Source organism: Psychrobacter sp. (genome assembly GCF_018260395.1).
Taxonomy (GTDB): Bacteria; Pseudomonadota; Gammaproteobacteria; order Pseudomonadales; family Moraxellaceae; genus Psychrobacter.
On the sequence record NZ_JAGLBC010000016.1, the window covers coordinates 1 to 23,769 of the forward strand.

18 protein-coding genes are annotated in these 23,769 nt (G+C 39.5%); 4 read left to right on the plus strand and 14 right to left on the minus strand.

Annotated elements, in window-relative coordinates:
- Window positions 1–28: 28 nt before the first annotated feature.
- The 12 genes from mmsB to QZ265_RS02635 all read right to left on the minus strand — a co-directional run bounded on the left by mmsB (window position 29) and on the right by QZ265_RS02635 (window position 16,593).
- Window positions 29–976, minus strand: coding sequence for a 3-hydroxyisobutyrate dehydrogenase (gene mmsB / locus QZ265_RS02580; protein WP_296403108.1), 948 nt, complete (start codon window positions 974–976; stop codon window positions 29–31).
- A gap of 214 nt (window positions 977–1,190) precedes the next feature.
- Entirely contained in the window at window positions 1,191–2,432 is a 1,242-nt protein-coding gene (locus tag QZ265_RS02585) for an enoyl-CoA hydratase/isomerase family protein (protein ID WP_296403110.1), read from the minus strand.
- A 15-nt stretch (window positions 2,433–2,447) separates the two neighbouring features.
- On the minus strand, window positions 2,448–3,230 hold the full coding sequence (locus QZ265_RS02590) for an enoyl-CoA hydratase (RefSeq protein WP_296403112.1): 783 nt from the start codon (window positions 3,228–3,230) through the stop codon (window positions 2,448–2,450).
- A 70-nt stretch (window positions 3,231–3,300) separates the two neighbouring features.
- The gene (locus QZ265_RS02595; protein WP_296403113.1) at window positions 3,301–4,467 is read right to left on the minus strand and encodes an acyl-CoA dehydrogenase family protein; all 1,167 of its coding nucleotides are present in this window, start codon (window positions 4,465–4,467) and stop codon (window positions 3,301–3,303) included.
- Between the two features lie 131 nt (window positions 4,468–4,598).
- Window positions 4,599–6,086 (minus strand): CoA-acylating methylmalonate-semialdehyde dehydrogenase, encoded by a 1,488-nt coding sequence (locus QZ265_RS02600; RefSeq protein WP_296403115.1) that lies wholly within the window; start codon window positions 6,084–6,086, stop codon window positions 4,599–4,601.
- A gap of 430 nt (window positions 6,087–6,516) precedes the next feature.
- The gene (locus tag QZ265_RS02605) at window positions 6,517–8,538 is read right to left on the minus strand and encodes a propionate--CoA ligase (RefSeq protein ID WP_296403117.1); all 2,022 of its coding nucleotides are present in this window, start codon (window positions 8,536–8,538) and stop codon (window positions 6,517–6,519) included.
- 322 nt (window positions 8,539–8,860) lie between these two features.
- Window positions 8,861–10,015, minus strand: a complete 1,155-nt coding sequence (locus tag QZ265_RS02610) for an MFS transporter (RefSeq protein WP_296403142.1) — start codon at window positions 10,013–10,015, stop codon at window positions 8,861–8,863.
- 233 nt (window positions 10,016–10,248) lie between these two features.
- On the minus strand, window positions 10,249–11,157 hold the full coding sequence (locus QZ265_RS02615) for an SDR family NAD(P)-dependent oxidoreductase (protein ID WP_296403144.1): 909 nt from the start codon (window positions 11,155–11,157) through the stop codon (window positions 10,249–10,251).
- 318 nt (window positions 11,158–11,475) lie between these two features.
- A complete protein-coding gene (gene clpX / locus QZ265_RS02620; RefSeq protein WP_296403119.1) occupies window positions 11,476–12,753 on the minus strand; it encodes an ATP-dependent protease ATP-binding subunit ClpX in 1,278 nt (425 codons plus the stop codon).
- 199 nt (window positions 12,754–12,952) lie between these two features.
- Window positions 12,953–13,582, minus strand: coding sequence for an ATP-dependent Clp endopeptidase proteolytic subunit ClpP (gene clpP, locus QZ265_RS02625; RefSeq protein WP_296403146.1), 630 nt, complete (start codon window positions 13,580–13,582; stop codon window positions 12,953–12,955).
- A 515-nt stretch (window positions 13,583–14,097) separates the two neighbouring features.
- Window positions 14,098–15,435 (minus strand): trigger factor, encoded by a 1,338-nt coding sequence (gene tig / locus QZ265_RS02630; RefSeq protein WP_296403121.1) that lies wholly within the window; start codon window positions 15,433–15,435, stop codon window positions 14,098–14,100.
- A gap of 441 nt (window positions 15,436–15,876) precedes the next feature.
- Complete coding sequence (locus QZ265_RS02635) at window positions 15,877–16,593, minus strand: non-canonical purine NTP pyrophosphatase (protein ID WP_296403148.1); 717 nt, start codon at window positions 16,591–16,593, stop codon at window positions 15,877–15,879.
- 446 nt (window positions 16,594–17,039) lie between these two features.
- Between QZ265_RS02635 and QZ265_RS02640 the strand changes: the two genes are divergently transcribed.
- From QZ265_RS02640 to QZ265_RS02650, 3 genes are all read left to right on the plus strand, one after another.
- On the plus strand, window positions 17,040–17,669 hold the full coding sequence (locus QZ265_RS02640; RefSeq protein WP_296403123.1) for a superoxide dismutase: 630 nt from the start codon (window positions 17,040–17,042) through the stop codon (window positions 17,667–17,669).
- A gap of 399 nt (window positions 17,670–18,068) precedes the next feature.
- A complete protein-coding gene (locus tag QZ265_RS02645; RefSeq protein WP_296403124.1) occupies window positions 18,069–19,238 on the plus strand; it encodes a Na/Pi symporter in 1,170 nt (389 codons plus the stop codon).
- 45 nt (window positions 19,239–19,283) lie between these two features.
- Entirely contained in the window at window positions 19,284–19,565 is a 282-nt protein-coding gene (locus QZ265_RS02650) for a hypothetical protein (RefSeq protein WP_296403126.1), read from the plus strand.
- Between the two features lie 129 nt (window positions 19,566–19,694).
- Here the strand turns inward: QZ265_RS02650 and QZ265_RS02655 are convergent, their stop codons facing one another.
- Entirely contained in the window at window positions 19,695–20,555 is an 861-nt protein-coding gene (locus QZ265_RS02655) for a DUF72 domain-containing protein (RefSeq protein ID WP_296403128.1), read from the minus strand.
- A gap of 333 nt (window positions 20,556–20,888) precedes the next feature.
- Here QZ265_RS02655 and hemA point away from each other — a divergent pair, with 333 nt between their 5' ends.
- Window positions 20,889–22,262 carry a glutamyl-tRNA reductase gene (gene hemA / locus QZ265_RS02660; RefSeq protein WP_296403132.1) on the plus strand — a complete coding sequence of 458 codons (1,374 nt, stop codon included), beginning with the start codon at window positions 20,889–20,891 and terminating at the stop codon, window positions 22,260–22,262.
- Between the two features lie 266 nt (window positions 22,263–22,528).
- On the opposite strand, the gene QZ265_RS02665 is transcribed toward hemA, so the two are convergent.
- Window positions 22,529–23,149 carry a rhomboid family intramembrane serine protease gene (locus tag QZ265_RS02665; RefSeq protein WP_296403134.1) on the minus strand — a complete coding sequence of 207 codons (621 nt, stop codon included), beginning with the start codon at window positions 23,147–23,149 and terminating at the stop codon, window positions 22,529–22,531.
- Between the last annotated feature and the right edge of the window lie 620 nt (window positions 23,150–23,769).

Genomic DNA, 23,769 nt, shown 5'->3' on the forward strand with positions numbered 1-23,769 from the left:
TAAATCAAAGTACTATTCATCTAAGACATCACTGAGTTAAAACACTGTCGTCAAAATGACCCATAATGCTTGAAAAGTCTTTTTCACTATTTTGCTTAATGTGCTCATCATATAAAGCTGTGGCTTGAGAGCCCATAGGAACTTGTACACCAATGTCTTTGGCGGCTTGTAGTGCCAAATGCAAATCTTTATGCATATGCTGACTCATAAAACCGCCCGTATAGTCCCTACTGGAAGGCACATTATCTAAAATACCAGGGTAGGGGTTGTAAACCTCAAGTGTCCAGTTACGCCCAGAACTTTGCAGCATGATTTCTGATAGCACTTTGGGGTCTAAACCGTTTTTTACCCCAAGGTTAATTGCTTCAGCGGTGCCACTCATTAAGATGCCTAGCAGCATATTATTACAGATTTTAGCAACTTGACCAGCGCCATTACTGCCGGCATGAAAAATATTTTTCCCCATGGCTTGCAAGATTGGCTGAGCACGGTTAAAGGCACTGTCTTCGCCGCCGACAATAAAGGTAAGAGTACCTGCTTCAGCACCTGCTGTACCCCCTGATACTGGCGCATCAACCATGTCGATACCTTTAGCTAGGGCGATACTGGACACTTCTTTAGCCACTGAAGCATCGATAGTTGAGCTATCAATAACCAAAGTGCCTTTAGCTAAATGGGACAATAATCCATCACTAGTAAGTTCAATTGCTTCAGCATCACCGAGATACACTGTCTTGACATGTTTGCTGGCGGGTAACATAGTAATGACGACTTCAGCATCTTCTATTGCTTCTTGGGGAGAAGTTGAAGTAATAGCGCCTGCTTGGGCTAGCTGCTGCTGTGCTGCTTCAGACAAATCGTAGACGGTTACCGTATAGCCCTGTTGTAGTAAGTTCTTTGCCATTGGGCCGCCCATATTACCGAGACCAATAAAAGCAATGTGGGTGCTGCGGTCGTTATTTGTATTTTCTGTCATAGCATCATTCCTTGATGAGCATAGAGATTGGTTGTTAATTGAACGGTACTTTATTATTACCATTTAAAGTTAGCGTTTATCACTACTGTCTATCGAATAGGTATATACAAAGCTGACGTCTGCTATCGGCAATAGATAGTTATTAATACTCGCATTAATACTGGCATTAATATTGGCATCAATAAGGTATAAGTTGAGATATAAATTATAGAAGCTATCCATTCAAAGCTTGGTGTTTTAAACTTCTTGCTGCAAAAGAATCTTCTCCCAACCACGATTCAAAAATATGCTCGCCTGGGGCATACGGATTATCAAAATGACTGGCTATATACGCCTGACCCTCATGGGATAAACACTGCGCTAAAGTACGGGACCAATTAGGAGACTTGTCTTTATCAATAAGTAAAGCACGTACCCCTTCTTTAAAGTCAGGATTATTGGCACAATGCACCGCAACATTGGCTTCAAAATATAGAACCTGTTCTAATGAAAAGTCTTTCACTTTATGATATTGCTCATAAGTTAAACAGGCAGTGACAGGGCAACCTTGACGGTAAGTTGCGATAGCACGTTGCGCCCAACTGTCAACTGCAAACTTGGCATCTATATGAGCTAATTTCTCATCGTCTTGAAGTAGGGCATCGATCTCTTGCAAACCGCCACTGACCATCAAAACTTGAATACTGCGCCAATACTGCGCCAATTTACTCGGTTTTAGCTCAGGTTGTAAGCGCTGCTCTAAATGAGACAGACACTCGTGTGCCAATCGGTGTGCCGAACTATATAAAGGACTTTTAGGAGAAGTGGATTGCCAAGGTGCAGATTGCAGAGCTTCGATGACCTGCTCATAGTCGTTACTACCTACGGCGTACTCGGCTAGATTGGTAAACTTAGCGTCATTGGCATTACATAGCGCACCTGTTAAACCTAAAAACAGTCCTGTTTTTGCTGGCATACGTTGTAAAAACCAGCTACCAGTAGCATCAGGAAACAAGCCAATGCTAATTTCTGGCATAGCAAACTTAGTACTGTCAGTAACAATACGGTGGCTACAGGCGGCCATCAAGCCCATACCGCCACCCATAACTATACCATTGCCCCACAAGACAATAGGTTTGTCATAAAAATGCATCTGGCGATACAAGGCGTATTCACTACCAAAAAAATCGGTGGCATAAGGATTGGGCATCGGTGGATTATCTAGCATACTGTCATACAATCTACGAATGTCGCCACCAGCACAAAATGCTTTATCCCCTGATCCTCGAAGCACAATGGCGATAACAGCATCATCTGTTTGCCATTGTGTCAATTGGGCACTCATAAGCTGACACATTTCGACACTAAGCGCGTTTAAAGACTTAGGAGAATTGAGTACCATCTCAGCGACATAATGCCCAGTCTTGGTAGCATAGGTATTGAACAATACTGGGTCTTGAAGGTCTTGATGTTGCATAGCGTTTGCCTCTACTTATTTATTTTGCCAAGTGGGTTTGCGTTTTTGTAAGAAGGCATTCACCCCTTCGCTTTGATCTTGGGTATCAAATAATTTAACAAAAGCTTCACGCTCAATGATCAAGTTATGAGCAGGTGCATTGTAGCGGGCAGACTGCACCAATTTTTTTGATAATGTAACTGCTACTGGAGATTGCTTAGCGACCTTCTGAGCAAGCTCAGTAGCAACCGACAAACCTTTGCCTTTTTCAACCACTTCTTCTACAAGTCCAATACGAAGCGCCGTTTCTGCATCGACGCGTTCACCACATAAAATCATTCGCTTTGCCCAACCTTCGCCCACTAACCAAGGTAGGTTTTGGGTGCCACCAGCACATGGCAATAGTCCGACACTGGCTTCAGGCAATGCCATGATGGCATGAGACTCAGCTATCCTAATGTCACAGGCTAGTGCACACTCAAGACCGCCACCCATAGCATAGCCATTAATAGCAGCTATACTTACACCGCGATAATTTGATAATGCTTCAAAAGCTTCACCAAAAGCGATTGCCATTGAGATAGCATTGCCTTTATCACCATCGGCAAAAGTATTTAAGTCAGCGCCTGCTGAAAAGAATTTTTCGCCTTCGCCATGGATGACTAAGGCATACACAGAATCGTTGTTGTTTAGATCATGGACCAATTGTTTTAAAGACGCAAGGCTTGCAGCGGTCCAAGTGTGAGCAGGGGGGTTGTTCAAAGTAATGGTTGCCACATGGCCATCGATATTCAAATCTAAGTTGGTATAAGTTGTCATAACATCCCTTTTATAACGCTATCAATAGTTAATTACATTGAATGGTAGTGATTCGTTAATATCAATATAGCTAACGTAGCCCGTTTAAGCTATCTTCAGTTAGCATCTTACGTGACACAATGACGCGCATAATTTCATTGGTGCCCTCAAGTATTTGATGCACGCGTAAATCACGAACATAACGCTCAAGCGGGTATTCATTTAAATAACCGTAGCCACCATGTAGCTGTAAGGCTTCGTTAGCCACTTTAAAACTTAGGTCAGTAGCCATACGCTTTGCCATGGCACAATAGGCAGTAGCGTTGGGATCTTTTTTATCGAGTTTATGAGCAGCCAGATAAATCATTTGACGGGCAGCAATGGTCTCAGTCAGCATGTCAGCTAGCTTAAACTGAACTGACTGTAGTTCAGCAATGGCAGTACCAAATTGTTGACGCTCTTGAACATAAGCCAAAGCAGTTTCTAAGGCTGTTTGAGCAGTACCTACAGCGCAGATACCGATGTTGATGCGTCCTCCATCAAGTCCCTTCATGGCAAATTTGAAGCCCTCGCCCTCATTGCCCAAAAGATTTTTAGCAGGAACTTTTGTGTCTTTGAAATGAATGGTACGGGTCGGTTGTGCTTTCCAGCCCATTTTGTGTTCGTTCTTGCCATAGCTGATGCCTTCACTATGCGCATCAACCACAAAGGCAGAGACACCTTTAGGGCCAGATCCACAGCTGCGAGCCATTACTACTAAGATATCGGTTGAACCCGCACCAGAAATAAAAGTTTTTTCACCATTCAATATATAATAGTCTTCACCATCTTGCTTAACAGCTTTGGTAGTTAAAGCACCTGCATCTGAACCGGCACTAGGCTCAGTTAAACAATAGCTAGACAGCAACTCGCCACTCACTAGACGCGGCACTATATCCGCTCGTACTTCATCTTTGGCGTACTCGCCGATCATCCAAGTGACCATATTATGAATACTAATATAGGCGGCAACTGCTGTATCACCCCAAGCCAATTCTTCAAAAACTATGGCAGAGTCAAGGCGAGGTAAACCTAATCCGTCATAATTAGCATTGGTATAGAGACCTAAGAAACCTAACTCACCTGTCTTTTTAATGATATCAACAGGAAAGTGGCTATTTCGATCCCATTCTGCGGAATTGGGTTTCAGTTCCTTCTGGGCAAATTGGCGTGCAGTTTGTTGATACGCCAATTGGTCGTCGGTTAATGCAAAGTCCATGATGCATCCTGTATAACAAATACCATTAAAAAAGGTAATATAAAAAGCAATTTAAAATAAAAAGTCCGATCTCTTACAGAAAAAATAATGCAAGCTTGAAAAAATTCACTTTAGCGCATGCTTAAACAAACTTACATAGATATCGTGGTATTAACCTTACCTTTGCTGGCTTCATCATCAAACCAACGCGCCGTAACGGTCTTGGTCTGGGTATAGAACTGTACTGCTTGTTTGCCATAAGGACCTAAGTCGCCAAGCTTACTAGCACGTGAGCCTGAAAATGAGAACATAGGAAGAGGTACAGGGATAGGTAAGTTGATACCTACTTGACCCACATCAATGTCCTGCTGGAATCTATGGGCTGCAGCACCCGATTGGGTGAAAATAGCGGTACCATTGCCATTTGGATTGGCGTTAATAATTTCAATAGCTTCTTCAAGAGAATCGGCGCGCATTACGCAAAGTACCGGCCCAAAGATTTCTTGGCTATAAATTTGCATGTCAGTACGAACATTATCAAAAATGGTAGGACCAACAAAGTTACCATTTTCATAACCTTCGACAATAATACCACGGCCATCTAATATCAGATCTGCGCCTTCATCGACCCCAGATTGAATCAAGCGCTCGACGCGCTCTTTGGCTTGAGGGCTGATTAGTGGGCCTAAGTCTTTATTATGCTTACCTGCAGAGACTACCAAGCTTTCAGCTTTGGCTTTGATATCTTCAATCCATTCACCTGCTTCACCGACCAATACCACAACCGTTAATGCCATACAGCGCTGACCTGCTGCGCCGAATGCTGCTCCTGCAAGTTGGTTTAAAGTCTGTTCTTTGTTGGCATCAGGCATGATAACCGCATGGTTTTTGGCACCCATCATGCACTGGACACGTTTGCCAGATTTAGTAGCACGGTCATAGACATGGTGACCCACATTGGTAGACCCTACAAAAGAGACTGCTTTAATGTCCGGATGATCACAGATAGCATCGACCGTAGGTTTACCACCATGTACCACGTTTAGCACACCTTTAGGTACACCTGCTTCAAGTGCCAATTCGACCAGACGCAAAGTTACCATAGGGTCTTGTTCAGAAGGCTTTAGGATAAAGGTGTTACCAGTAGCGATGGCCATTGGGAACATCCATAGTGGAATCATTGCTGGGAAGTTAAACGGTGTAATACCAGCACACACCCCTAGTGGTTGCCAGATGCTATAAGTATCTACTCCAGTTGCTACATTCTCAACAAAATCGCCCATTTGCAGGTTGGCGATACTTGAGGCATGTTCTACCACTTCTAAACCACGAAAAACATCACCACGGGCATCGGCAATAGTTTTACCTTGTTCAGAGGTCAATAATTCTGCAAGCTCATCCATATGTTCACGAATAAGGGCTTGATAGCTCAAAAAAATACGGGTTCGGGTGGTAATGGGCGTTTTGCGCCAAGTTTTGAAGGCTTCTTTAGCCGCTGCCACCGCTTCATTGATTTCATCATTGGTGGTTTGGGGTACTTTAGCAATGACTTCTTGAGTAGCGGGATCAGTTAAATCAATCCATTGATCGGTCTTTGAGTCTACAAACTCGCCATTGATGAGCTGTTTTACATGATGCATCGGATATCCTTATCTCTAAAGTAGTGTGGCATATAATTATCAGGAAGACTATAATGTAATCTATAATGAGAATAATCGTATCATTATTATAAAAAGACTATATCAATCTCTTAGATAATTGGTCAAGTTAAAATTTCAAATACTAGGGCGTGTCCCTATTTGCAAATTAACTAAGTTATGGTCAAAAAAATGGCTATATTTTCGCCAAACTGTGTCTAATTTCTAGCTAATATGCCTATATTATCTTCGAAATTATTCGTGTTTGACAAAAATCTATCTCATTATTAGCTTCAAAATCCAAATAGCGATACGCCCTATTAAAATATTTACTAAAAAACAGTTTGGTAATTTGGCTTACGTTAGTGGAGCTGTGATTATTTAAAAAGCTCACTAACTTAAATAGGTTAATTAAAGTTCAATAGCTATTATATTAGTAATGCTCAATCGCTATTTTTACTGCATCAATAGCGCTAGGATCATCTAAAGTGGACATATCACCGGGTTCACTACCTTCAGCAAGGGCACGAATAGCGCGGCGCAGAATTTTTCCAGAGCGGGTCTTGGGTAAAGCTTTAGGGAAATAGACCGCAGCAGGACGAGCAATAGCGCCCAATGATTTAGCCACTACGCCTAGAATTTGTTGCTCAATGCGGAAGCGGTTTTCAGTAGCTTCGATAATGGAGGGGTCGCGTAAGATACAAAATGCAATGGGTAACTCACCTTTAAGCTCATCTTTGATACCCACCACACCGACTTCTGCAACTTCAGGATGCTCACTAATAGCAGCTTCAATTTCTTGAGTGCCAAGACGATGTCCAGCAACATTTATCACGTCATCGGTACGACCTAAGATATAAAAATAACCGTCTTCGTCAGTAACCGCATAATCTGAGCTTGAGTATTGTCTACCGTCAAATAAATTGTAATAGCTTTTTTTAAAGCGCTCATCATTTTCCCAGACTGTGCTCAAGCACCCTGGTGGTAATGGTGCAGAGATTGCAAGAAGTCCTTTTTCGCCAGGCTGGCAAGGTTCGCCAGTTATTTCATTCAGCACTTTGACATCATATCCAAACATGGGATAGCCAGGAGACCCTGATTTATGTTCCTTATAATTAAACTTAGGGACATGACTTAATATAGGCCAACCTGTTTCTGTCTGCCAGTAGTGATCTAAGATAGGTACGCCTAAATGAGTAGACAACCATCCTGCGGTTGGCTCATCTAAAGGTTCTCCAGCTAGAAAAAAAGATTTGACACTACTAGTATCGTAACGAGTAAGCCAAGTTTCGTCTTGTTTTTTTAACATACGTACGCCGGTTGGGGCGGTGAACAAGATATTGACCTTATTGGCCTCAACAATTCGCCACCATATGCCAGGATTCGGATTATGTGGTAAGCCTTCGTACATAATGCTGGTTAAGCCTGAAAGTAGCGGGGCATAAATAGTAAAGGAGTGGCCGACAGCCCAGCCAATATCAGAAATAGCCCAAAAGGTTTCACCAGGATTAGCGTCGTAAATATAGTCCATAGCCGTGGTTAATGCCACAGCATGTCCACCCGTATCACGCTGAACCCCTTTTGGGGTACCCGTTGTGCCTGAAGTATATAATAGGTAGGAGGGGTCATTGGATTCAAGCCACTCGGGTTCAACAACGGATCGCGCATTGCAGCTAACACGACGTTCAATAGCATAATCCACGTCGATTTCAGTCGGCTGATAAGGCATAATACCGCGATTAATGACCAGTACATGCTCAGGTTTCACCGCCGATTGCTCAACGCCTTGATTGACCAAATTTTTGTAATTAATGACTTTGCCACCGCGTAAGCCAGCATCAACAGTGATGATCAGTTTCGCTTTGGCATCGCTCATACGTACCGCTAAATTATGCGCTGCAAAGCCTCCAAATACCACAGAATGTATGGCACCAATTCTGGTACAAGCCAACATGGCATAAGCGGCCTCTAAAATCATTGGCATATAAATTACTACGCGATCACCTTTGCCTACCCCTAAGCGCTTTAAAACATCAGCGAAATAATTTACTTCTTTATATAATCGATTATAGGTCAAGCGGCGCTTGGCATAATCAGTATAGTATTCGACATCGTTATCAAGTGCTTTAAAAGCATCAACCACGCCAGGATGGTTGTCTATCAAATCTTGGTTGATTTCAGTTGAGACCCAAACAAAGGCATCTTGTTCAGCACGGGTATCTAAATGGCGGTCTACACAGTTGTAGCAGAGATTTGTTTCTCCGCCTACAAACCATTTGGTAAAAGGTAGGTTACTGTCATCGAGTATCTTATGTGGTTTTTTATGCCAATAGATACGTTCGGCTTGTTTTTGCCAAAACTCACTAGGATTGTTAATAGAGGTATTATAAAGATCTGCAAATGATTCGGTACAGGTAGAGCTAGTAGAACTATAACTATCGTTGGAGTATTTCATGATAAAGCTATCCTTAGCTTGAAGAAAATTACGGCTTGGCATCGGAGTATGCCAAATCGATCATTACATTAGCGGTCCGTGCTAATGGCAAATAAAACAGATTAAAAATGACAAGTTATGAGTATCGCAGTAAGCTTATCTTAACCAATACATGACTAAATTTATATACTATTCATATAATATAAGACCTATTCAATATATAACTTAAATCGATACAATTTTTATCGTTTTATTAAGTTTTAATTTATCAAAGATAGTGGGTTATGGTCAACCTAAATTATGAGCAAATTTTAGATACCTTCAGGATATTTATTCATGATAATTATGCCCGATGCATAGGTGTTTTTATCATGCCAAAGGCAGCAATTATTAACGCCAATACTTGCATAGCAACCAGTAAAATAACCGTAGCAGTCCAATCGCCATAGCTATAAGCTAAGCCACAAGCCCAAGCGCCTGCTGTCCCTCCAGCATAATAGCCCATATAATATATGCCTGAAGCCAAAGAGCGACCTTCACTGACATTGCTAGCGATGTAACCAATAGTAGAAGATTGAGTAATAAATACCCCAGATGACATTATAGCCAAGCCGATAACAATTAACCAAAGTGGCGCACTTAGTGTAATCAAGACCCCTACAATAGATATAATTACTGCCACAACAATGGTTCGTGCTGAGCCAAATCTCTGTATTAATTTTGTAGAAAGAGGCGTAATGACAACGCCAATAAGATAGACGGCAAAGATATTGGCTAATTGACCTGTGCTTAGGGTATAGGGCGCATGTGCCAAATGTAGATTAATAAATGTAAAACAGCCGACCAATGAAAATAAAACACAAAATCCAAGTAATGTAGCGGACAGCACATAACGGTTGATTAAATGCCGAGACAAGGTGCCTAGTGCAGTTCGAAATTTAGGACTTGCCACGAAGTTTTGCGAAGCAGGTAAAGTTTTAGCTACCCAAAGTGCGCCGGCTAAAGTGATTGCTGCCATCACATAATAGGCTATACGCCAACCAACCAGTTCATGCAAATGACCTAAAATAAAACGTCCTAGGAAGCCTCCAAGTACTGATCCTGAGACATAGTATGCCATCAGCTCTGCGATAGCGTTGCCTTTAAATTCTTCGCCTAAGTAAGCAATAGTGACAACAGTAATACCAGGCACTGATATGCCTTGTAAAAATCGCCAAATTGTCACGGTTTCAATATTATTACTAGTAGCAATTAAAGCTGTCGGTATGGCTAAGAACACCAAGGCACCAACGATGATGGATTTACGACCTATAGCATCAGAGAGCATTCCTAAAAAAGGCGACATTAAAGCCACAGCCATCACTGTTGCACCTACAGCCATTCCTATTTGTACTTCACTGGCTTTAAAGTCCAGCATTAATATTGGTAGAATGGATTGAATAGAATAAACCTGTAAAAAGGCAAACATACCAATAAGCATAGCAGTGGCCTTTAGCATGAGGCTTGGCACAGTGTTAATAGTATTGATTTCAGAAGTAGGAGCAGAATTTTGCATAAAATGACCAGTGTCTATCAAAGTAGAGCACCTCGAAATATCGACATGCCCTATATAAGGAGAGTTGAAAGTAAAAAATGTGCTAAGGATGAAAATCAGCCAAGTTAAATTGTAAGCTTCATTGCAAACGCTAACTATTGTTTTTGCGTAGCTATCTATGTATTACATAGTTTTGGCTATTTGGCGTATTGAGAAGGCACTTTTTTAGTAATGGCTTTTTTCTTAGCTTTAGCGATAAGGCGCGAGCCTCTGTGCATCACTTGTCCATAATTCGAAGGAAAGAGGCGCTGGATTAAATCAATGATTTTGGCATCGTCACCAATTAAGCAACGGGCTTGGTTGTTTGCTGCTGCCATTAGAATAATTTGGGCGGCAGTAGTGGGATCAAATTTAAGTAGTTTATTAAAGTTCTTAAGCCCTTTAGCACCAGTCGCTATACCTAAAGAACTGACACTTTCATTAGCACGAGCATTATTGGCAATATTAGTCTTAATGCCACCTGGATGCACAGAGGTTATAGATACGCCACTACGTTCAATATTTAATTCTTGGCGAAGGCTTTCATTAAAGCCTCGAATAGCAAACTTGCTAGCATTATAAGCGGACTGCGCTGGAAGAGCGATGATGCCAAATAAGCTCGAAATATTAATAATGTGACCATGCTGTTTGCCGCCACTGTCTTTTACACTTTGCTTAATAAGGGGTAAAAACGCCTTAGTGCCATATACCATGCCCCAAAAGTTGATATTCATTACCCATTCGATTTCCTCAATACTTTCGCCCTCCACAGTTGAAGCCAAGGCTACACCTGCATTATTAAAAATGAAATTAACCTGCCCATGACTTTGTGCTACTTGTTCGGCCCATTGATATACGGCGTCTTTATCAGAGACATCTAAGTGAGTAGTGGTAACTTGCACATCATAGTCTGATAATAGAGCTTGGGTTTCGGCTAAATTCTCGCTATTGATATCGGATAAAGCCAGATGGCATCCGGCTGAAGCCAAACTTAACGCCAGACCTCGGCCAATACCGGAACCTGCACCAGTAATAGCAGCTACGTGATTTTGATAAAAGTTTTTTATCAATTGATCATCAATATGAGGTGCCATAAAAGGGGTAATAGAAGAAAGCTGCTGAGCAACTTGTTTATTTAACTTATTATTTAAAGAGAATAAAATTGACATTCGGTGGCTCATCCTTGAGTGGTGTTAAAATTGGAGTTAAAAAGCTAGCAAAGTAATAATTGAAAACTATAAATGCGTAAAAGCATTTTTATAATAGGACACAGTGACCGTGTAAGCAATAAAAAATGCCCATCAATACTGATAGGCATTTTAAAATTTAATGACAATAGCGATAAACCAGTAAGTAGGGTTTAATGTTTAAGCAACTTATTTTGCTTAAGCAATTTTAGGGGTAACACCGTCATTAATGACTGATTCATCTACCACAACAGTCTTTGCCTCTTTCATCGATGGTAATTCATACATGGTATCAAGTAGAGCATTTTCGACAATAGAGCGCAAGCCACGAGCGCCTGTTTTACGTTCCATCGCTTTATGGGCTATAGCTTTTAGACCTTCTGGCGTAAAGCTCAGCTCAGCATCTTCCATCTCAAATAAATACTGATATTGCTTGATGATAGCGTTCTTAGGCTCAGTTAAAATCTGCATTAAAGCATTTTCATCTAGCTCTTCAAGCGTAGCAATAACTGGCAGACGACCGATAAGCTCTGGAATTAGACCAAACTTAATTAAGTCTTCAGGCTCAACTTGTTTAAATAATTCGGTCAACTGTTTGCCATCATCTTTTGATTTGACTTCAGCATTAAAGCCAATGCCTGATTTTTCAGTACGTTGCTGAATAACTTTATCAAGGCCTGAAAAAGCACCACCGACAATAATCAGGATGTTGCTAGTATCAACTTGGATCAGTTCTTGGTTAGGATGTTTACGACCACCATGTGGTGGGATTGCCGCCACAGTACCTTCGATAAGCTTTAGCAAGGCTTGCTGCACACCTTCACCCGATACATCACGGGTAATGGACATATTCTCGCCCTTTTTACTGATTTTATCAATTTCATCGACATAGATAATGCCTTGTTCTGCTTTCTCTACATCATAATCAGCAGCTTGTAGCAATTTTTGAACTATATTTTCTACGTCTTCACCTACATAACCTGCTTCGGTTAAAGTTGTAGCATCTGCCATAGCAAAAGGAACATCTAGCATACGGGCTAAAGTTTGAGCCAATAAAGTTTTGCCAGAACCCGTCGGACCTATTAGCAAGATATTACTTTTTGACAACTCAACCATAGCATCATCAGCGCCTAGCTTAGCTTGCTTTCTATCATCCGCCAATTTAGCCGCTACTTTTAAACGCTTATAATGGTTATAAACTGCCACTGATAGCGCTTTTTTAGCCGTTTCCTGACCAATAACATAGCCATCTAAATGCTCACGAATCTCTTTTGGTGTAGGCAATTTTTTGGTGAGCCAAGTATTGAATTCACCTTCTTCACCATCAACTATGTCTAAGTCACCTTCTTCGATCAGATCAGTGCATAGCGCCACACATTCGTTACAAATATTGGCATCATCTGCTGCAATTAGCTGAGCCACTTCGTTTTTCTTTTTACCACAAAATGAACACTGTGGTGTTTTGTCCTTTGCCATGCTTGGCGCTCCTTAAAATTGCTTGCTATGCTGAGGTTTTAAATCAGATGAAAGGTATTGCGACTCTTAAGCTTTTACTCTTAAACCACTAAACCCTTAAATCGCTTAAACTAAAAAGCAAAGTCATAAATCTATTACCTAACTTTTAAAACCTCGAGCTATCTTAATCTAAAGTGTGTTAATAAGAGTTCAAAGATTTTTATTTTTTGTCTTCTTCAGGGCGACGCTCTAATACTTCGTCAACTAGGCCATATTCTTTAGCTTCTTGAGCATCTAACCAGAAGTCACGCTCGACGTCTTTTTCGATTTTTTCTAAAGGCTGACCTGTACGCTCTGCTAGGATACGGTTTAAACGATCACGGATTTTTAGGATCTCACGAGCGTTAATTTCGATATCAGAAGCTTGACCTTGGGCGCCACCAGAAGGTTGGTGAATCATTACACGTGAGTTGGCTAGGGCATAGCGCTTGCCTTTTTGGCCTGCTGCTAATAAGAACGACCCCATGCTATATGCGCCGCCCATACAAATGGTAGACACGTCTGGTTTGATGAAATTCATGGTATCAAACATGGCCAAACCTGCACTTACTGAACCACCGGGTGAGTTGATATATAAATGAATGTCTTTGTCTGGGTTTTCAGCTTCTAAGAACAGCATTTGTGCCACGATTAAGTTGGCCATATTGTCCTCGACCTGACCGGTCAAGAAAATAACACGTTCACGTAATAGACGTGAATAGATGTCAAAAGAGCGTTCACCGCGGGCTGATTGTTCTACTACCATAGGCACAAGTGCAGCTTGAGCAACGCTTACTGTAGCATCACGCATGTCTCTTAGTACCGCATCGTGAGCAGCCACTAATTTTTCAAAATGAGGGTTGTTTGTGATACGTTCAAAATCTTGTTGGGTGTTTTGGTGAGTCATAAATATTCCCTGTTTATTGGTCAATTTTACAAGTTGTAGATAATAGTTGTATTAGGCGAAATAGGGGTGCAGCATAGTTTTATATCGATATGCTGACAGCACAGACCTATGTTGTCTCTTTATATTTTGGGGTAATGAGCAATAAATCAAGCATTAGCTATATATTATTATTGCTATCTTACTTGATGATTGCCAATTAATACACAGTTTTAGATGCTTAGACAAAAATGCCCCAACAATATTTATTGTTAGGGCATTGTAAGAATATTAACCAACAAAATAAATCTTAGCAAACCAAATCAATTTTTGTGATGTCTATTAATTTATACTATTTAATTGAGTATAATTTGTTGTTTCAGTATAACTTATTGATTCAGTATGACTTAGGGTTTGTTTGGCTAAGCAAAACTTGCGATAAATTACATCACGCCTTGTTGCTGAGCCGCTAGAAGCTCTTGATAACCTACTTCTTTATCAGTGACCTTACCTTGCTCAAGTAAGAAGTCTACTACTTGGTCTTCAAGTACAACAGATTCGATGTTAGCACGTTGCTGAGCATCGTTGGTGTAGTATTCGATAACTTCAGCTGGGTCTTCATAGTTTTCAGCGGTTTCTTTGATGAAAGTTTCTACACGGTCTTGATCAACTGTTAGCTCATTCTCTTCAATGACACGTGATACTAGAACCCCTAGACGAGCGGCGCGAATGGCTTGCTCTTCAAATAATTCACGAGGCAACATATCTTTATCAATGGCATTGGCATTACCACCAAACTGCTGAGCAAAACGTTGCATCATTAGGTTACGCTGACGGTCAACTTCTTGATCGACCATTGCGCTTGGTACGTCAAATTCGTTTTTATCAAGAAGGGCATCAAACGCCGCTTGCTTAACTTGATTGCGTGCAGCATTTTTAACTTCACGAGTCATATTTTTACGCACGTCTTGTTTTAGCTGCTCAACGCCGCCTTCTTTAACACCAAATAACTCAAGAAATTCTTCATCGATTTCTGGAAGTTTAGACTCTTCAACCGTCTTAACGTTGATTTTGAACTCAGCTTCTTTACCAGCTAAGTTTTCAGCTTGATAGTCTTCAGGGAAAGTAACCTTGATAGTCTTTTCATCGCCAGCTTTCATACCTTTGATACCATCTTCGAAACCTGGAATCATTTGACCGCTGCCCAACACCAGTTTGAAGTCTTCAGCCGCGCCGCCTTCAAATTTTTCACCGTCGATAGAACCTTCAAAGTCGAAAGTTACTTGATCGCCCTCGTCAGCTTCGCCTTCTTTTGCAGCGAATTCTTGACGCTGTTTGCGAAGGTTATCAATCATAGTATCAACGTCTTCGTCAGTAATAGTAGCGGTATGACGCTCTACTTCGATGTCGCTAATGCCAGCAACTTTGATCTCTGGGAAGATTTCAACTGTGGCTTGATATACCAAAAACTCGTCTTCAAGTTTAACGTCATCAATATTTGGCATGCCAACTGCACGTACATCTTCAGCTTTAATTGCTTCAAATACTGTGTCACGGATGACGTCATTGATAACTTCTTGTTGAATACCAGCACCATACTGAGAACGGATGTGTGAAACAGGCACTTTACCTTTACGGAAACCATCAATCTTGGCAGTTTTTGCCACATTACGAATACGGCCTTCCACTTTGTTCTGAATTTGTTCGACAGGTACTTTAACTGTCAACTGAGTTTGGTTTTCGTTTACCTTGTTGGTGGTAATTTGTAGATCTTTTGCCATGGTTATAAACCCTATATGTTAATCGTTTGATTTTAAAGATAAGCAATACTCAAATGATATCAGTTCATTTAACTAGATATCCTATCTATGAGAAGTGCCATGAATATAATGCTAAAACTGATATATTGGTTGTAATGCCTACAACCATAAAGCCTATAAACTAAACGTGATGACTAACCCACAACCTATATTATACTGTTTGATATATTTAATACCCATATATATCAAGCCAGTAGAGGAAATTTAGGTATAAAAGAGCACCCAATTTAAGCTTTATTAGGTCTTTATATTTGCATCTGTTACCCGCACTAGATATTTGTATCCGCTAGATTTTAAGGTATAAACAACACTGCTATAAAATAATAAAAGTAGAACAGTATAGTCTATAAGCCAATCAAAGTAAAAATAAAGTAAAAATTATTCAGTATTGCATGAAGCTGCTTATAGCTGTTGTAACAAGTTTTGCATCGCTAAACCCCGATGACTGATTTGGTTTTTGAGCGTAGGGTCAAGCTGCGCCGCTGTTTGTTGTAAGTCAGGTAGCCAAAATAATGGGTCATAGCCAAAGCCATTGTCGCCTAGCGGTGAGGCTAGTATCTCGCCATGCCAAACACCTTGAGCAATAATAGGCAACGGATCATCAGCGTGTCGGACCATCGCCAATACACAGACGAAGTAGCCTTTAATAGGCAGGCTTTTAGATTGTCTATTAGACTGGCTGTTAGACCGGCTGTTAGACTGGTTACTAGAATGGATAGTAGGTTGTTCTTTACGAAATGGTGCTAACGATTCTATAAGCTTGGCATTATTTTTGGCATCGTTACCATGTTCACCTGCATAGCGTGCAGAATAAATGCCTGGCGCATTGCCCAAAACAGGGACACATAATCCTGAGTCATCGGCAATAGCGGGCAAACCACTCATTTGGCTAGCATGACGTGCTTTAATGATTGCATTTTCAACAAAGCTTAGACCGTCTTCTACCGCATCACTAATATTTAGCTGACCTTGAGGTACAATGACTATGTCTAAATCGGCTTGCGCAAATAGACGCTGAAATTCGGCTAATTTACCCTTATTATTGCTGGCCAATACGTAACATTTCGCAGAAGTTAATTGCGCTATTTGAGAAGTCGCTACTATTGTAGGGTCGCTCATGCCAATTTTAATGACGCTCATTACTATTATCCTTTATAATTTATGCGAGTTAATCATTGATAATTTTATCAGATAAATACTACTCAAATTTACGCTCTATAACATTCAGTAACTGAGTTTTAACGTCATTATTGCTATAGTGGTTTTCAAGACTTCCAAGTGGTGTATGATTACTATTCATCACTTTCTTATAGGATATGGGTTGATAAATTCTACTCATTGTATATTATGAAGTGACAAGTTTATTTGACTCTACTTTTATCAGTAGATTTTAAATTTGTCTCAGTAGCCTAATCTATTTACTGGATTTATAAGCTGACTGTATTTAATTTTTAACAATAAACCAGCCACTTTAAATGTTGTTATAGTGACTTATATCTATCTAATTATAATTTGAGAATAAGTGACCAAAATAACAACAATTATTCAGCCAAGGATAAAATAATATGTCACAAATTACTTTACCAGAACTACCTTATGCAAAAGATGCTCTTGAGCCGTATATCAGTGCTGAAACTTTAGAGTTTCATCATGATAAACATCACGCAGCTTATGTGAATAAGTTAAATGAACTTCTACCTGGTTCTGGTCTTGAAGACAAAGAACTTGATGAAATCATTCAAACTACCGCGAAGGATGATAGCAAACAAGGTATGTTTAACCAAGCCGCTCAGGTTTGGAACCATACTTTTTATTGGAATTGTATGACGCCTGATAATGGTGGTGGTGAGCCTACTGGTGATCTTAAATCTAAAATCGAAGAAGATTTTGGATCATATGACAAGTTCCGTGAAGAATTCAAAAATGCAGCAACGTCACAATTTGGTTCAGGTTGGGCATGGTTAGTAGCAGATTCAGTAGGCGGCAAGTTATCAATCATGAAAACTGCCAATGCCGATACGCCATTAGCTCATGATAAAGTTGCGGTCTTAACTTGTGATGTATGGGAACATGCTTACTACATCGACTATCGTAACCGTCGTCCAGATTACGTTGATACGTTCCTAGATAAATTAGTAAATTGGGACTATGCCAACGCTAAATATAAAGGTCAAGATGCAGGTGTTGAAGAGTAATTTTCAATAGGTTTTGATATTGCTTTTATAATTAAAAGTATTAAAAATCTTAAATAGCTTAATTTAACCTAAATAAAGGATGCCTTAGAGTATCCTTTTTTTTATTAAGATTATTATATTTATACCGTTGATTTTGATTCGTATGTAATCAACTATTTATAAGCGAACATATACGTATATCTTCAGTTTAAGCAATTCCAAATATACTATCGAATTATTGACTATTGTTAGTTATTTTTATCTACATTTCAGTTTTGTTTAATTATTATTATTAGTTTCACTTAAGTGTAATTGCCCTAATATATGATTGTTTTTTACTCTATAAAAAGCAGTTATGTATATTACATAGTTTCAGACTAGGCATAGTAATTCAATGACAATTATTGATTAGGGAATTTTATGTCTGAAACTATAAGCCCGATACCTAAACAGAGTGGCAACATGGCATCACGATGGTTGCTAGTGGCTGTCTTAGTATATACGTTGATTTGCGCCGTAGGGATGATTGGTTCAGGATTTAAAGGCGCAACTGCTGGTGAGGCAAAAGAGTTATTTGCCTTTGCTACGAATCCATTTATGGGCCTGATCATCGGTATTGTTGCCACCGCTTTGATTCAATCATCTTCAACCGTTACATCTATCATCGTTGGATTAGTTGCGGGCGGCTTGCCCGTTGAGCTGGCGGTTCCAATGGTGATGGGGGCTAACGTTGGTACATCAATTACCAATACTATTGTCTCAATGGGGCACATTACCAATAAGGAAGAATTCAAAAGGGCTTTTGCCGCCGCGACCATACATGACTATTTTAATTTACTATCTGTCGTTATATTCTTACCGCTTGAGATTATGTTTGGTTTTTTAGAAAAAATAGGTACCTATTTATCAACATTTATCGTGGGTTCAGCAGCTACAGAAGGGGATGCTGTTTCAGTCGGATCATTTAACTTTATTAAAGCCGCTACCACCCCGGTTGTGGATTTATTTAAACACTTGACGGGTATGCTCGACCAACCTTTAGCAGGTATAGCGTTAGCCCTTTTAGGTATAACCCTAATATTTGTGTCTATTACTTATATTGGTAAATTGTTAAAGCAACTTATGGTCGGAAAGGCAAAAGATATCATGCATACCACAGTAGGTCGTGGTCCAATCAGTGGCATCGCTACAGGCACTATCATTACTATACTTGTTCAGTCATCATCGACTACAACATCATTAATGGTACCACTTGCGGGTTCTGGTACCTTTAGTTTAAAACAAATTTATCCTTTCACTTTGGGCGCAAATATTGGCACCTGTATTACGGCACTCATTGCTTCATTTGCGGTTGAGGGCAATATGCAAGCCGCTGTGACCATTGCATTAATTCACTTAACCTATAATGTGATAGGCGTAGTGGTCATATACGGCATACCATTTTTGCGTGACATACCTTTGAAATTAGCTAACTGGTTAGCAAATCTTGCTTCAGAAAAGAAAGTTTATGCTTTAGTTTATATACTTGGGGTATTCTTCGTTATTCCTCTTCTTTGTGTCGGAGTTTCATATTCAGTTGGTTCAATTTAATCTAAATCTCTAACCTATGATTTAAACTTAAAGTGAAGAAGAGCAATGACTTCAGGAATGGATAAAAGTACGGTTGATCAGATTCATATATTAGATGATATATCTGAAAATGTTTCGTTAAAGTCTAACGAAGATATTGATAAGCTCATTAAGGAGACAGAGGAGACGTTAACTTCTCTCATGGGTGAACTTAAACGTCGTCAACAAGATGATATGCATAAAGAGATTGATCATCTTGAAGAATATATGGAAGAGGCGGACACCAGTTTTAAGAATTTAAGAAAGTTTATAGCTATGGCACTTGCTGAGATTCGTGGTGGAAAATAAATAGTTTAGTCCTTACTCACTTAAATAAGCAGAGAAGTATTGATTTGATTTTGTTTGATCTGATATTAGTATATCTATTATTGACATAAAAAATCGCTGCGTTGTCAGCGATTTTTTTAGGCTCTTAATTTATAAAACCTTGATGTTGAGCGCCATTAAAGCCTCTTTTAGCATCGCGATGTTGTAATACGCATGGGCATTGACACTATTTTGAAAAAAGACATACAGCTCATCAAAGTGTTGACGCTGATTGGCAATCGCTTGCGCCCACGCCTGCATCTCCTCTATGGAATAGCGGTAATCATGGCGATCACTTGCCGACATTGAATCCCACCAGTTCAAATTATTACCGTGCATTCGCAAATAGCCAGTACGTTTAGCACCTTGTTGCACTGCTCTACACTGAGACGTTTGGGTAAATAACAATCGTGACGGCGGTAATCCATTGACTTTGGGATAGTCGACACTACACCAAATAAGCCCCTGCTTCTGGAAGCTATGCTCTACTTGCAGAATATGCCAACTGGCATGACGAAACTCTATTGCTAAGTTAAAGTCTGTGAACCAGTCCGCAAGTTTTGCTAGATACAAACGATGCTCTATGGTTCTGTCAAAGCCATGCGGAAACTGAATAAGTAACGGCGCTAAGCAGTCGGCTTCAATAAGCGGCTTTATAGCATCTATAAAGGCTATTGCGTGCTCAGGTGTTGCCTTTAAAGTATGACTGAAGTCTTGATGCAGCTTAATGGCAAATTTAATTTTGGCATCTGATTTTCGAAGCATGCCTTCATAAGCCTTTTGACCCAAAGGGGCGTAGAAGCTACTGTTAATTTCAACCGCGCCATAGTGTTTTGCGTATTCAGCCAAAAAGTCTGTTTTCTTAGTACCCAATGGGTATAACGTACCCAACATATCGGTATCGCTATAGCCACCAGTACCCAAATAGACAGTTGCAGTATGAATAGTAGAAGAAGAGTTATTTTGTGTCATATAAAATTAGCTAAGCAATGATGTCATTTATGTCAATAACGCTGTAAGTCAGTCAGGTTATTATCTACATAGGTTTTTGTAAGACGATATAATATAGCATTCGTGAATATATAAGTATTAAATGCTATAATCCTTCGTTTATATCCTCAGTTAGTTTCTTTGAAAATATGAATAGACCTGTAAATCACAGTCGTTTATGGGCATTTGTATGGTTCTCTCTTGATAAAGGGTATTAAGCCCTTATCTAAAATCGATAATGAGTCGTTAATAGTAGGGCTTTTATGAGGTATTCAATATTAACGGTTTAACTTCAAATCAGTTGGTAGATTTTACATGAATCTTGTAGTCATCGGTGTAAACCATAAAACTGCCCCTGTCGCTTTGCGTGAACGGTTAGCATTTGTGGGCGGCGACATACAGGTGGCACAGGCACAGTTGCAAAAGATAACTGCTGGAAGTCTTATTATATCGACATGTAATCGCACCGAAATTTATGCTTTAGCGCCTAATACGCAAGCATTTATGGATCAGACATTAACTCAACTAGATCTGTCGCAACTCGATGAGCAGCAAACTAGCACACCAAAACCTGAGCCGATAACTACCATAGAGTTGACTGAACAGCTGATTCAATGGTTGGTTGAGTTTAAGCATTTGCCCATTGAAGAAGTGCGTCCTTTTTTGTACGACTATATTGATAGCCAAGCCTTGACTCATTTATTGCGAGTAGCCTCAGGTCTCGATTCAATGATATTGGGTGAGCCACAAATCTTAGGTCAAATTAAGCGCTCTGTATCAGATGCTAAACAACATGGCTATTTAACCAATCAATTAAACTGGGTTATTGAACAAATTTTTGCTGGCGCCAAACGGGTACGTAATGAAACTGATGTAGGCACTCAAGCTATCTCCTTGGGCTATGCGGCCTCAAAGTTGGTGATTCAGATATTTGATAAACCACAACAAGCTACCTTTTTATTAGTGGCAGCAGGCGAAATGAACCGTTTGGTAGCACAGCATATCTCTGCCCTTGGAGTTGAAAAGATCATTATTTGTAACCGTACGCCACAACGAGCAACAGCTTTGGCAGAAGAGCTTCAGCGTCCTGGATTGCAGATTGAAGTGCATCCTTTAAGTGAGTTGGATAATTTGTTGCATCAAGCGGATATCGTCAGTAGCTGTAGTGGAAGCATGGATATGTTAATTGATAGAAATATGACCCGCCGCGCATTGAAGAAAAGACGTTATAAGCCCATGTTGATGGTCGATTTGGCCGTGCCTAGAGATATTGATTCTAACGTAGGTAAGCTTGATGATGTATATTTATATTCAGTAGATGATCTGCAACATGTTATAGCCGGCAACCTCGAAAAACGTCGTCAAGCAGCAGTTGAGGCTGAACTATTAGTGAGTCATCTGGTGATTGAGATTGAACGCCGGTATCAAGTGCGTAAGGTAGGGCAGGACATTTTTAACTATCGTAACCATGCCAAACAAAAGGCTGACATTGTGCTTCAAGATATGTTGCATCAGTTAAAAACTACAGATACTAGTCCTGAAGAAATAATGGTTGAGCTAACACGCCGACTAACACAAACCCTAACTCATGCGCCTTCAACTTTAATGCGAGGTGCAGCTCATGAGGGGAACTCTGAAATGCTCGACTCGATTATAAGTGGCTTACAAGAAGCGTATCGTAGAAATTAGATAGTGCTAGTTACTAGGGCGTGTCCCTATTTGCAAATTAAATAAGTTATGGTTTAAAAATGGCTATATTTTCGCCAAACTGTGTCTGATTTCTAGCTAATATGCCTATATTATCTTCGAAATTATTCGTGTTTGACAAAAATCTATCTCATTTTTAGCCTCATAATCCAAATAGGGACACGCCCTAATTTAAATCCAAAAAAAAGGAGTGCTTTTAGCGCTCCTTTTTTACTTGACTATTATCTTTGAATACAGGCGATAACGGTTTAAAAACTTGGATGCATTAATGCTGATAAAAAATGGGGTAATATATTTGGCGAAAGCAAAATAGTGGCTAATACCCCAAATGCGCCACCCCATAAATGGGCTAAGTGATTGATATTAGAGTTACCTTTATTGTTGGCATAAATACTGTATCCCACATAAGCAATTGCAAAGATAATGGCTGGAATAGGCACTACTGCAAATAGATATAACATGCTCCATGGAGACATTAAAATAAAGGAGAATAAAATAGCTGAAACACCGCCAGAAGCGCCTAAGCTACGATAATTAGGATCGTTCTTATGTTGTAGATAACTGGGAATCATCGCAACAATAATAGCAGCCAAATAAACAACTAAAAAACCAAAACCACCTAAGAATTGATTAAAATATCTTTCAACTGCACGCCCAAAGAAATACAGAGTAAACATGTTAAATAATAGATGAGTGCTATCGGCATGCACAAAACCATGGGTAAAAAAGCGATACCATTCGCCTTTATTAACAGCTGGCGGATAGAAAATGAGTTTGTCCATTAAGCCTTTATTTTGCCAAGCCAAAAGACTAATGATAACTGTAATAATAATAATTAAGGTAGTATGACTGCTTAATAAGCTATTCAATTTAATTCCTTAAGATCAAATAAAGAAGATAACTCTAAACGCGCTTTACAAGTTAAGTAAAAAGAGGTATTTATAACAACCACAATTCATAAAAACTAATTTAGAGAAGATGTCTAATAAGTAATTTTGTTACAGTAATAGCCTAAAACAAAATAATAAAATTTAATCTACGCAATGAATAGTAGGGAATTATAGTCAAATATTTTATCACTTTGTGACTAAATAATAATTCTGTAACAATCCTTAACTGAGAATTTACCTGAATATAACGTAGTTAGTTAAAAGTTGGGGTATTGTAGTAAGCAAGTTTGGTATATAGATAGATAAGTTTACCCCATATTAATTTTTTTTATTTGAATTGGTAATTTTATTTAATTGATTCTTATTCAATTTTTAAAAGTGCTTATATTTGACTTGTATTTGAATAGTTAAATAGTAATTTTTAAAGTTTATGTGTGGAAGCTTAATTAGAGAAGGCTATTTTTTATAGATGCTATATAGAAGTTAAAAATCCTATCCGCCTCAATTAAAAAAGCCAATATTCAAAATTCTAACTATTTAGAAAACTAAAGTTTACCTGTCTTATTACTAATTAAATAATTAATTTAATAAAAATTAGA